Origin of the sequence: Staphylococcus sp. URHA0057 (genome assembly GCF_000620265.1) — a bacterium.
Taxonomy (GTDB): Bacteria; Bacillota; Bacilli; order Staphylococcales; family Staphylococcaceae; genus Staphylococcus; species Staphylococcus pasteuri.
The window spans coordinates 118,537-131,501 of sequence record NZ_JHVS01000007.1 but is presented as its reverse complement, the minus strand read 5'-3'; the positions used below and the strand labels follow the sequence as shown (position 1 = coordinate 131,501).

Below are 12,965 nucleotides of genomic sequence, written 5' to 3'. Positions count from 1 at the left end.
ATGGAAAAGGTATTTATCGCAGGTGCAATTCCAGAAGTTGGATTAGAACTTTTGAAAAAGCATTTTGAAGTAGAAATGTATGATGACGAAGGTTTAATAAGTAAAGAAGCATTGATAAATGGTGTTAAAGATGCAACAGCATTAGTAAGTTTACTATCAACAAACGTTGATAAAGAAGTTATTGATAGTGGTAAAAACTTAAAAATCATTGCAAATTATGGTGCTGGCTTCAACAATGTCGATATTGACTATGCACGTGAAAAAAATATCGATGTTACAAATACGCCGAAAGCTTCAACTAACGCAACAGCTGATTTAACAATTGGTCTTATCTTAAGTGTTGCGCGTCGTATCGTTGAAGGTGATGAATTATCTCGTACTAAAGGATTTGATGGTTGGGCACCTTTATTCTTTAGAGGACGAGAAGTATCTGAAAAAACTATTGGTATTATAGGTTTAGGTGAAATTGGTGGTGCAGTTGCAAAACGTGCCCGTGCATTTGATATGGACGTGTTATACACTGGGCCTCACCGTAAAGAAGAAAAAGAAAGAGATATCGGAGCTAAATACGTAGACTTAGATACTTTATTGGAAAATGCAGACTTCATTACTATAAATGCTGCATACAATCCTGATTTACACCATTTAATTGATACTGAGCAATTTAAGAAAATGAAATCAACAGCTTACTTAGTAAATGCAGGACGTGGTCCTATCGTCAACGAACAATCATTAGTACAAGCACTAAAAGATAAAGAAATTGAAGGCGCTGCTTTAGACGTTTATGAATTTGAGCCTCAAATCACTGATGAATTAAAAACATTAAAAAATGTAGTACTAACACCTCATATTGGTAATGCAACATTTGAAGCAAGAGATATGATGGCTAAAATTGTTGCTAACGACACTATTAAAAAACTTAATGGCGAAACGCCTCAATTTATTGTGAATAATAAATAATGGTAATTAAAAACAGCAATCAAGCTCATCAAAGAGCTTGATTGCTGTTTCTCTTTTCTTAATAACTTTATGTCTCTGACACAAGTACTGCTAATCTAATAAAATTCTGAAGTAACTCTTTATTTTTCTTTAGATTTATAAAGAAATTTAGTTTGATTAGAGGCAATTTTATTAGGTAATATCTTCATAACAGTATTTCTAGCCTTAACCATTAATCTATTTTGATATTGAGCTATTTTACCGATTTTGCGTGATTTTTTAATCACTTTAGATGTATGATTGACTCTTAATTTATCATAACGTTCTAGTGCTTTAGTAAAATCATATTCTTTTAGACAATTAGCTAATACAATTGCGTCTTCCATTGCTTGGCCTGCACCTTGTCCCATATTTGGAGTTGTAGCATGTGCAGCGTCACCTAATAAAATAGTACGTTCTTTTACAAAGGATTTGAGTGGTTTCATATCATAAATATTGTTTAATATAATACCAGTTTCACTTTGTTTATCTAGAATATGTCTTACTTCATTTGGGTAATGGTTAAAACGCGCTTGTAAATGTGGTTTACCAAATGATTTGTATTTAAGATCATTTTCTTTGGTATTAATTGTTATAAACCAATACGCTTGATTGCCTACAAGAGGAACAATACCTACTCGACCTTTTCTACCCCAAAATTCTTTTGCTACAAATGGATCTTCTAATTGGACATCATCCACTAAACCACGAAAACATGTATAACCTTGATATTGTACTTTACTTTGTTCATCTATAGTATTTCTCACAGTGGAATGAATACCATCTGCACCAATACACAAATCAAATGCTTCACTTTCCTGTTTAATAAAATGTAACGTCACCTTTGAGTTATTATTATCTATTTTAGTTACATTATGATTTAAGTAAATACTGTCAGGTTCAACGTACGATTGAATAATATTAATTAGTTTTTGACGAGATAATGTCACATTAAGTGTATCTTGTTTAAGAAAAGCAGTCATTAATGGATTATTTTGTTCATCAAATGTTTTCATTGCTGTTAAATTTTGACCTGCATTTTTAATACCTTTAGCTAAATCGTGATTATGTAATTTTTTAATCACATTATCGCCAATACCTATCCCAGCACCTATTTCTCTAATAGCGTCGTTCTTTTCATATACTTTAACTTGATGACCTTGTTCTTGTAATAGTGCAGCAGCAGTTAATCCACCAATACCTGCACCGACGATTGCGATTTTCATATGATTCCACCTCATCATTGTGATTCTAATATATTTTATCATATCTCAAACTTTAAAAAAATTCGGTCCTTACAACATAAATTTCAAATTTCACAAAAAAGGAAGTATACTACATCATTACAGATGAATAGTAACTTCCTATCTAACGTTAATCTTTTGTATTTGAAACCGACTATAAGTAAAAATCTTTTCTAACTTTATCTTTTTTTATACCAAATTGTTCGTAATATTTTTTCATAAACTTGGCAATATTATCTGCCCAATGTATATCACTAGCATATTGATTTTGTCCGGGTTCTTGTGGATTCCATCTCATTTGATACAAAGAAATTTGCTGATTTTCAAAATATTGCTTTCTAACAAATTTTGCACCACCTAAAATAGCCTTTCTAGGTGAATTCCAATCTTGCTTTTTAGCATAACTTTTACCAGTATGCACTGCATTTTCATCGAAAGCACCTATACCATAAAAGTTATAATAACGATGTTTACCATCTTTAATGCCATGAGCTAAATCTGATTGTCCATTACCTGTTTCAATAATAGCATGACTGATTAAATAAATAATATTTACTTCGTATTTATCTTGGGCATCTAAAAAGCTTTTTCCTTGTTTTTCTAATATACCTTTACCTTTTAGTATCTTATTTACTTCCGCTTCCGACATAGGAACCTTTTCAGATATGTCCATGTATTTTAGTTTATTATCACCACGGTGAATTGACATTGCTTTTTTAATATCAGATTCATTCGCCTTTTTAAATTCACCATTTTCTTCTTTTGTATTTAGAACACCTTTATTTTGTTGTCTTGATACTGCTTCATTAAATGAAACACGTTTATCATTGTTAAATAAATTAGTATCGAAAATAATATACAAAATACCAAAAATAATAATTAGTACAATGATAACTAATGTACTCAAGCGGGCTTTACTCATATTTTTCATTTATTCAAAGCTCCTATTTATAACTATTTAGATAATACGAAATAAGCAACGACAATTGCCACGACAACTATAAAGAAAGAAACATTAATAGCAATCTTCATTCCTGTTTTATCTCTGAAGAGTACATTAAATATAACTAAGCTAATAGCTAATGACACTGCAAAAAAAGTAATGGCTAACACTAATTTCAACATAATTAAAAAGATAATACCTATCACTAATAACACGTTGGATACAATTGCCATTGCTTTTAATATATTAGGATTTATCATACGACACCTCTATTCTTTAAAATAATATTTAATATACATGATACATGATTTTTTAAATTTCTGTCGACATAAAGAAAAGAGATCAGAACATCATAGGAGAATATGCTTATCCTAGATAAAATGTTCTGACCTCAAATGTTAATTAGTCTTCTCGAGACATGCCTTTTAATAAGTTTAGCATGTATGTAAGACTACGATTCATATCATCATCTTTTAATACACCCATTAAGCTTCTAATCGTTGTTTTAGAGTTAGGGCTTGCTTGATTTGCAACATGCATACCTTTATTAAGTTTATTAAGCATTTCACTTAAATCTTTAACATTTAAGTCTCCTAATAAGAATACTAATGATGCCATATTTGAAAGTAATCTTGTATAAATGTCTTTATTAAGTTCAACAGCAAATTTATTAATAATTACTTGTCTACCTTTAATACCACCATTTAATGCATCTAATATTTTCGCTTCATCTAATACTTTAACTAATCGTATGGCTTTTAAGATACTGTCTTTGTTTTCAGATATAGCATCCAATACTTCGTTAAGACTTTCTGCTTTAACTTGTTCGGGTGACTTTTGCATACGTTTGATTTCAGTTATTCTTTCTGCCATTAGTCATTCACCTGATTTCCCGGGAAAACATAGTCCTCACGATCCCATTTTTTATCAACTCTAACACTGTATTGTGGATTACGTTGTTTATCTACACGGAAGTTAGTTGGATTCAATGGTGACTTACCACGTTTAGAAATCACTTCCATGCGAGCGCTAGTTCGTTTATATGATGGTGTATCTGTTTCAGGATCCACATCACTATTCGTAAGTGCATTGATCGCACCCATAGCACCATTTTCAAGGGCGTCATTATTTAATGGAATATAAATTTGTTTGCCGCTCACTCTATCAGTAATATGTGCTAATAAAGTAGCTTCACCTGATTCAGAAATGAATTTTAATTCTGCGCCTTCATGAATACCTCGATCTTTAGCAAGTTCTGGTGAGATTTCAACAAATGCGTTAGGCATTTTATATTTAATCATTTCAGTTTGATACGTCATATTTCCTTCATGGAAATGTTCTAATAATCGACCGTTATTAACGTGAAGGTCATAAACTTCATCTTCTTTAAAGTAATTATCAAACGTTAATGGATAAAGTTTAGCTTTACCATTATCAAAATTAAATCCTTCTAAATAAAGTAATGGTTCATCTGTGCCATCTTCATGAACTGGCCATTGTAAACTATTGAACCCTTCTAAACGCTCATAACTTACACCTGAATATAAAGGTGTTAAACGCGCAATTTCATCCATAATTTCGCTAGGATGTTGATAATTCCAATTAAAACCTAAGCGATTAGCAATAAGTTGGAAAATTTCCCAGTCAGGTTTAGAATCGCCTTTAGGTTCTAAAGCTTTATATAAACGTTGGATACGACGTTCTGTATTTGTGAATGTACCATCTTTTTCTAATGATGGGCTTGCAGGTAGTACAACATCAGCATATGTCGCTGTATATGTTAAAAATTCATCTTGAACTACCATAAAGTCTAATTTTTCGAAAGCTGCTTGAACGAAATTGATATTTGAATCAACGATACCAGTATCTTCACCGTATAAATATAGTGAATTGATTTCACCATTATGAATACCTTCAATCATTTGGTGGTTATCACGACCTGGTTTTTTATTTAATTCTACGCCATATTCTCTTTCGAATTTAGCACGAACATCATCCGCTTCAACACTTTGATAACCTGTAATTTTGTCTGGCATACTACCCATATCACTACAACCTTGAACATTATTATGTCCACGTAATGGATAAGCACCTGTACCTGGTTTACGATAGTTTCCTGTAACTAATAATAAATTAGAAATAGCAGTACTTGAATCACTACCGATATCTTGTTGCGTAATACCCATTGCCCAACAAATAGATACTGATTCAGCTTTGGCTACTTCATTAGCAAATTTAATTAAACGTTCTTTTGGAATACCAGTTGTTTCTTCTGCAAATTCCATAGTGAATGTTGATAATGATTCATAATACTTATCAAAATCATCTACCCATTCATCTAAAAAGTCTTTGTCATGTAAATCATGGTCGATGATATATTTTGTTACTGCACTTAACCAAACTAAGTCAGTTCCTGGTTTAGGTTGATAGAATTCATAAGCACGTTCAGCCATTTCATGTTTTCTAATATCAAACACATGAGATTTTTGGCCAAATAGTTTTTGTGCACGTTTCATACGTGACGCGATAACTGGATGTGCCTCTGCAGTATTTGTACCAATAAGTACAGTCATAGCTGCTTTTTCTAAATCTTCAATACTACCAGAATCTCCGCCGTGTCCAACAGTTCTAAATAACCCTTTTGTTGCTGGTGCTTGGCAATATCTTGAGCAATTATCAACATTGTTTGTACCAATAACTTGTCGTGATAATTTTTGCATTAAATAAGATTCTTCATTAGTTGCCTTAGACGAAGAAATAAATGCTAAATGGTCTGCATTATATTTTTCTTTAATTTTAGTAAAGTTATCAGCGATTACATTTAACGCTTCATCCCACTCTACTTCATGGAATTGTCCATCTTTACGTACTAAAGGTTTAGTCAAACGTTGATCTGAATTAATATGGCCCCATGAGAATTTACCTTTAACACATGATGCAATTTTATTTGCTGGTGAATCGTGTGAAGGTTGTACTTTTAATACTTCTCTATCTTTAGTCCATACTTCAAATGAACATCCAACACCACAATATGTACATACTGTTTTAGTCTTATTGATACGTTCTTTACGCATTTCTGCTTCAGAATCTGAAATGGCAAATAATGGTCCATATCCTGGCTCAGCCTTTTTAGTTAAATCAATCATAGCAGCTAATGAACCTGGCTCTGTATCAGTCATATAACCAGCATTACCTTCCATATTGACTTCCATCATTGCATTACATGGACACACTGTTGCACATTGACCACAAGATACACATGAAGATTCATTAATAGGAACATCATTATCCCAAATTACTCTTGGGTGTTCTCTATCCCAATCAATACTAATTGTTTCATTAACTTCTATATCTTGGCATGCCTCTACACAGCGTCCACATAAAATACATTGGTTCGGATCGTAACGATAAAATGGACCATAATCTTTTTCATATGGCTTTTCTTTATATTCATAAGTTTGATGTTGGAGCCCCCACTCATCCATCGTATTATGAATTTCACAATCACCGTTGTTATAGTCACAAACTGTACAATACAGCATATGTTTTTCTAAAATACGATCTAACGCTTCTTTTTGAGAAGCTTGAACATGGTCTGTTGTTGTATTAACTGTCATTGGTCTATCAATTGATGTTCCACATGCTCTTTCAATTTTGCCATCTATTTCTACTGTACAAGTATCACAAGTTTGAATTGGTCCCATTGATTCGTTATAACAAATCGCTGGTACAAATGTATCTCTTGAACGTATGAATTCTAATAAATTGGTACCTGGTTCAACTAAATAATCTGTTCCGTCAAGGGTAACGATTAAATGTTCTTTCATACTTTCACCCCATTATATATTTTTCCGTAATTGCTAACGTCATTTTCTTTTATTCTTATCCAACTACATGCCCCACATATATGAATAGATAGAATCATATTAATTGTATAACTTAAAACATACAATGTTAAGGACTTTTTACATTTTAATATAAAATTAAAGCTTTTGAGAATTGCAAAAAAAGAACAATGGTATTAACTATTAACACCATTGTTCTTTATTAATTGAAATTATGAATTTTTATTACATATTTAGATTTTCTTTTAATAAATTAGCATTTTCTTGAAGAGAGCTATCGCTTGGCACAAAGTAATATAATCCATCGTCTTGTATGCCACCTTGTCCATCTAGTTGATGACGATTAACTGTATCATTTGCATCTTTATATTTACTTCTAATAGTATTCAGTTCACCTAATGATAAATCTGTCTTCACATTTTTTTGGATTTCATTCATTAAAGATGGGAAGTGTGCAATAGAAGATGCGCTAGTCATTTTATTTGCCATAGCTTCTAATATCAGTTGCTGACGTTCTTGACGTCCGAAGTCACCACCAGCACCTTCTTCTTTACGACTTCGAATAAAGCTCATTGCTTCTTTTCCATTTACGTGTGTTTTCTTTCCTTTTTCAAAATGAACGCCATTAGTTGTAAAAGTATCATTGCTGACAACATCTATACCGCCAAGTGTATCAATCATATCGTGTAATCCGTCCATATCAATGGTTGCATAATGATCAATAGGTACATTCATTAATTTTTCTAATGAATTGATAGACATACTAGGCCCACCATAAGCATAAGCGTGCGCTATTTTCTCTGTTGTACCCTTTCCTACAATTTTAGCTTGTGTATCTCTAGGAACACTAACTATTTCAGTTTTTTTCTTTTCTGGGTTAATTGATAATATCATAATCGTATCACTACGAGAGCCGCCACCCTGTGCCTTACGTTCAGCATCTGAATCTACACCAAATAGTGCAATTGTAAATGGATCACCATTTTTTAAATTAACCTTTCCATCTCTCAAGTGAGAATGATCTCTATCTAAAGGATTATGTATTTTATCGCCAGTGATAAAAATTTTAGCAACGACATAAATCACTGCTACTAAGGCTAAAATAAATAATATTCCGATAAACCAAACTAAAATTTTTGCGGGTAGACTCATTTTATTTTTTTCTGATCTGCGCACACCCATCACTCCTTTTCCTTAACTGTGTCACATACTACATACCTTAATTATTATATAATAGAAAATTAATTTTACTATACTTCTAAAGTCTTATTATACAAAAATTAATTTAAAAGAATAATCTAAGTGTCAAATATGGACATCATATAGTGATGAGGCAATATATTTATAATATTATTTTCCGTATCCAGAACCACTATTTAAAATTTCAAGGACTTCTTTATAACATCCTTCATTACTTATAATAAATGGCGCTGCAGTTGATAAGTCTATTTGTTTGCCATCCAATGAACTCATTTTTAAACCAAGTTCTTTTGCAAATAAGAATTGAGCTGCGATATACCAAGGTTTAGGATTAGTATTGATATGTGCACCAAATTGACCTTTAATCACTCTTAATGAATCTAAACCACATGATCCTATAATTCTATGTCCAAAGGATGCCTCATATAATTCATGCATTGTTTCATCATTCAACACTTGTGTATTAAATGATAGAATGGCATCTTTTATATCTATGATTGGCGGGGCTAATAATATTTGGTTATTATCATATGCACCTTTATTTTCAATCGCTTTATATAAATGTCCATGTGGATAATCATAGATATATGATATTTTAGGTTCTCCATCTACGAAATAACCTAGAATTATACAATAATCTTCTTGCTGTTTAACTAAATTCGCTGTACCATCTATAGGATCCATAATCCATACATGGCCTTGCCTAGGATCAATCCCTTCATTGCTCTTTTCTTCAGCAAATAATTGATGATCTGGTAAGTGGTTACTTAAAAATTGTTGAAATTCATTTTGGATTTGCTGATCAACATTCGTCACTAAATCAAATCGATTTAATTTTGTTTCAGTATGCATATCAAAAATTAATTTAGGGATAATATTGTCTATATTTTCTAACCATTCTGTAACCATTTGATCTATATCATTTAGTTGATAATTAGTCATCTATAACACCTCTTTATTTTTTTCTATTTATCATTGTATGTTCAAATTTTATTTAAAAACTATAATTCATTAAAATCTACTCTAACATAGTCATAATATATTGTACTTAAAAATTTTAGTCCTACATTAACATTATTGACATAAAAAAAATCGGCTAGTCTTATGCTAGCCGACAAATAGAAAGGAAAGTAAGTAATAAATATTGAAGATGTTTTAGTGTAACTCGAACGATTATCAGCTACCTGTTATATAGCTCTACCCCTTTGTTAATCGCTCCCCCTGTTACAAATAATATATTAACATAAACTTTTTCCGTTTGTAATCGTTTTCTAAATTTTTTTGAGATATTTTTCACTTTTTATTTCTAAAATAAGCTACAAATGTCATCATTGTCGCTTATATGATATAATTATTGTAATATGTAATGTTTATTGGAGGTGACTTTCATTGAATAAATTAGAACGTCAAAATCGACTGATACAAGAAATTCAGCAAAGTAATAAGATTACTGCTTCTGAATTAGCAAAAAGATTTAAAGTTTCAAAACGTACAATTCTTAGAGATATTGATGATTTAGAAAATCAAGGTGTACAAATACATGCATCACATGGCAGTCAAGGCGGCTATAAAATTCAAGAATCACAATCAAAAATTGCGCTAACTTTAACAGATGCTCAACTTTCTGCATTATTTCTTACTTTAAATGAAAGTCAATCTTATTCAACTTTGCCCTATGCGAAAGAAATTCAGGCTATTTTGAAACAATGTTTAAGTTTACCGCAAACACGTATACGCAAATTATTAAAAAAGATGGACTATTATATAAAATTTGAAGACACTACTCAGGTTACATTACCCAATATTTTTTCTGATATTTTAATATACTGTTCTGAGCGTAAAGTGATGCTAGTAGATTTTTACGAAGAAGATCGAACTGTTGCTGAAAATGTAATCTTTATTGGATTGTTGTGTAAAGATGGTCAATGGCATGCTATCGTATTCGAAATTGGCTTAGGTTCCACTAGAGAACTTTTAATAAGAGATATACAAGACATTTCTTATTCATTTGAAAAAACAATTAAAACACAAGATATAACAATTGATAACTATCAGCAATTTTTATCAGACCCCACCTGAAATATAAAGAACCACTCCTAATTTTATTAGGCTAGTGGTTCTTATGCACTAGCTTTAGCTAGTGTAATCCTTTATTTCACTCCTAATTCATTAGAGGTACTTGCACTTTAGTGCGTAGTAACTCTTATGCATGAACTCTTTAGTTCATGCGAACCTTTTGTTCTTAATAGCTTATTGCTATTAAATAAGTCATACTAATTTGTTACACAAAAAGTATGACTTTAAATGATTTCTATAACTATCTCACTAGGCGACAATATACATATAGCCTGTGACATCTTTTATGTCACAGGCTATACTTCGTTTTTCTAATAAACAATAAATAGCGTCCATATAAATGATATGAGGTTATTTAATATGTGAATGGTAATTGAGGACGCTAAATTTCTTTTAGCTTTTAAATAACTAACCACCAATATAATTGCTAATATAAAGTATGCCCCAAATTCAAATGGTGATTTCGCACCACTAACATGTATTAAAGTAAACGTTACTGCTGAAATAATCCCCATAAAAATAAAATTAAACTTCTTACCTAACTCTCCGATAAGAATATGTCTAAACACCAATTCTTCAACAATAGGTGCAACAATGACAATTAAAAGAAACGCTATAGGTAAAAATAAAGGTATTTTGAATAATTGATCAAGTGCTAATTCATTTTGCGTTTCACTATACTGTAATGACTTCGGTAAAAATTGCATCAACCACTCATAAAGCGATGATGCCCCAAGTGCTATAAGCAACATGGCAATTAATAATATCCAATGCTTTTTTACATAATTAATTCCATTATTAAATCTTTTGGAAAATGATTTTAAATGCATTAGGTAAAAACTTAAAATTGCAATAATATAACTCATCACTTGTGCAACAGTCGCCATCATTGACTGCATTAATTTATCTGGGTGAGTATAATGTATATTTAATATCCCAAAACCTACCATAGAAAATATTATCAAACCAATGAAGATAATTGGTATTAATAACAAATCTCTCCACGCAATATCTTTAAAACGATACCCTTTATTCGAAAGTTTCATATTATGTATCCTTTCTTTTTATCATTATATCTAAACGGAGGCTTTATGAATTCACAAGAAACATTTACCCACATAGAATTAAAATTAACTCAACTCATTATGATAACTGAAAAATTAAAGTATTATATACTTTTTAATCATAACAAATTCGAGACCACATTAAACGAATTTACCACTTTACTCATTGAAGAATCTCACTGGATGAACTCACAATTATCAGATCAATTTAAACCTACTGATCCAAATTTAAACAATTATAAAAACTTAATCACCTTTCTCAACGAACATCCTTTTAACATTACAAAAAATGGAGACAGTTGCCAAACCATCAATCATTATCAATTAATGATTTTCGACAGTTTAACTTATTATAAATCTTATACCAATTAAAAAACTTCTTTCTCTACAATATTTAATGAATACACATTAACCTCTAAACAACTATTTATTTTAATTTTTATTGTTTTTTAATTTTTTTGTAAAAATTTTATACTTTATTCTAATATGCAAATTGTAAATTAATAATATTAGCGTTATAATCGGATATGATTAAGCAATTATTTGAGGAGGATGATCATGCTTGGTTTCTCGGTATCTATAGGACATAGATTGAATGAATCTTATATTCTATCAATGGTATCTCAGGGATACGATACCATTTTTACTTCCCTTCAAATACCAGAAGAAGATGATCAATTTAAACTGTCGCATTTGGGAGAATTGTGCCAGTTATTATCGCAATATTCAATCACTTTTATTATTGATGTAAATCCTTCTTTACTTAATCACCACTTTTACAGTTTATTAGATCAATTCTCAAACGGGGAATTTGTTATTAGAATTGATGATCAACTTAATGTGAATCTTATTCTTGATATTCAAAAAAGAGGATATCAATGTTGTATTAATGCTAGTACAATAACGCATCATATATTATCTACTATTTATAGTAATCCAAATATTCGAACACTTATTTATTGTCATAATTATTATCCTAGACCTGATACAGGATTAAGTTTGTCATCACTTCAACAGCAAAATAATCTTATTCATTTGTTCGATCCAAATGCTAAGATATTTGCTTTTATTCCTGGAACAAACTTAAGAGGTCCTCTATACAAAGGCTTACCTACAATAGAAAATCATAGGCATGAACATGCTTTTCAAGCTGTACATGAACTACAGCTAACTGGTATTAATACTATCGTTATTGCTGACAATGGTTTGGAAATCAATTTAGCTAAACAACTTTATCAAATATTTGTTCAACATCACTTTGTATTGCATATCAATAATGTCGAAAATAATGATAATCATTTATTAAATCTATTATATGCAAAACACCATGTAAGAATTGATTCGCCCGAACATGTCTTACGTTCTCAAACATCTAGATTAATGGTGAATCAGAAAATTACACCTATTGGTATCGAACAACGTTTGCCTGGAGATATTACTATCGATAACCACCTCAATGGTCGTTATGAAGGTGAACTTCAAATTATTAAAACATCTCTTCCAGGACATTCAAATATCAATCGTCTTGCACGTATTTGTAAACAAGATCTTCCTTTTCTTAAAATCATGCAGCCAGGCGATACTTTTGAATTTATATGTTTAAAGGAGACATAAG

General features: G+C 30.9%; 12 protein-coding genes. 4 read left to right on the top strand and 8 right to left on the bottom strand.

All coding sequences use genetic code 11. The features are described from left to right. Positions 1–960, top strand: a complete 960-nt coding sequence (locus tag N524_RS0104975; protein WP_029055830.1) for a 2-hydroxyacid dehydrogenase family protein — start codon at positions 1–3, stop codon at positions 958–960. A gap of 119 nt (positions 961–1,079) precedes the next feature. On the opposite strand, the gene N524_RS0104970 is transcribed toward N524_RS0104975, so the two are convergent. The 7 genes from N524_RS0104970 to N524_RS0104940 form a co-directional block, all read right to left on the bottom strand. Next, positions 1,080–2,204 (bottom strand): FAD-dependent monooxygenase, encoded by a 1,125-nt coding sequence (locus N524_RS0104970; RefSeq protein ID WP_029055829.1) that lies wholly within the window; start codon positions 2,202–2,204, stop codon positions 1,080–1,082. Between the two features lie 172 nt (positions 2,205–2,376). Further along, positions 2,377–3,153, bottom strand: a complete 777-nt coding sequence (locus N524_RS0104965) for an N-acetylglucosaminidase (RefSeq protein WP_029055828.1) — start codon at positions 3,151–3,153, stop codon at positions 2,377–2,379. Positions 3,154–3,176: 23 nt separating this feature from the next. Next, positions 3,177–3,425 carry a hypothetical protein gene (locus N524_RS0104960; RefSeq protein ID WP_017636451.1) on the bottom strand — a complete coding sequence of 83 codons (249 nt, stop codon included), beginning with the start codon at positions 3,423–3,425 and terminating at the stop codon, positions 3,177–3,179. Between the two features lie 142 nt (positions 3,426–3,567). Next, a complete protein-coding gene (locus N524_RS0104955) occupies positions 3,568–4,038 on the bottom strand; it encodes a DUF1641 domain-containing protein (protein ID WP_029055826.1) in 471 nt (156 codons plus the stop codon). Next, complete coding sequence (gene fdhF, locus N524_RS0104950) at positions 4,038–6,992, bottom strand: formate dehydrogenase subunit alpha (protein WP_029055825.1); 2,955 nt, start codon at positions 6,990–6,992, stop codon at positions 4,038–4,040. Before fdhF ends, N524_RS0104955 begins: the two co-directional genes overlap by 1 nt. Before the next feature lie 243 nt (positions 6,993–7,235). Beyond that, positions 7,236–8,186, bottom strand: a complete 951-nt coding sequence (locus tag N524_RS0104945; protein WP_029055824.1) for an LCP family glycopolymer transferase — start codon at positions 8,184–8,186, stop codon at positions 7,236–7,238. Between the two features lie 174 nt (positions 8,187–8,360). Next, entirely contained in the window at positions 8,361–9,152 is a 792-nt protein-coding gene (locus N524_RS0104940; protein ID WP_029055823.1) for an inositol monophosphatase family protein, read from the bottom strand. 447 nt (positions 9,153–9,599) lie between these two features. Between N524_RS0104940 and N524_RS0104935 the strand changes: the two genes are divergently transcribed. Continuing rightward, positions 9,600–10,289 carry a helix-turn-helix transcriptional regulator gene (locus N524_RS0104935; protein ID WP_029055822.1) on the top strand — a complete coding sequence of 230 codons (690 nt, stop codon included), beginning with the start codon at positions 9,600–9,602 and terminating at the stop codon, positions 10,287–10,289. Between the two features lie 308 nt (positions 10,290–10,597). Here the strand turns inward: N524_RS0104935 and N524_RS0104930 are convergent, their stop codons facing one another. Then, a complete protein-coding gene (locus N524_RS0104930; protein WP_017636457.1) occupies positions 10,598–11,332 on the bottom strand; it encodes a CPBP family intramembrane glutamic endopeptidase in 735 nt (244 codons plus the stop codon). A 45-nt stretch (positions 11,333–11,377) separates the two neighbouring features. Between N524_RS0104930 and N524_RS0104925 the strand changes: the two genes are divergently transcribed. Together N524_RS0104925 and N524_RS0104920 are read left to right on the top strand one after the other, a co-directional pair. Continuing rightward, entirely contained in the window at positions 11,378–11,722 is a 345-nt protein-coding gene (locus N524_RS0104925; protein WP_029055821.1) for a hypothetical protein, read from the top strand. Between the two features lie 186 nt (positions 11,723–11,908). Beyond that, positions 11,909–12,964: a MupG family TIM beta-alpha barrel fold protein gene (locus N524_RS0104920; RefSeq protein WP_017636459.1), complete on the top strand. Its 1,056-nt coding sequence runs from the start codon at positions 11,909–11,911 to the stop codon at positions 12,962–12,964. Position 12,965 lies beyond the last annotated feature (1 nt).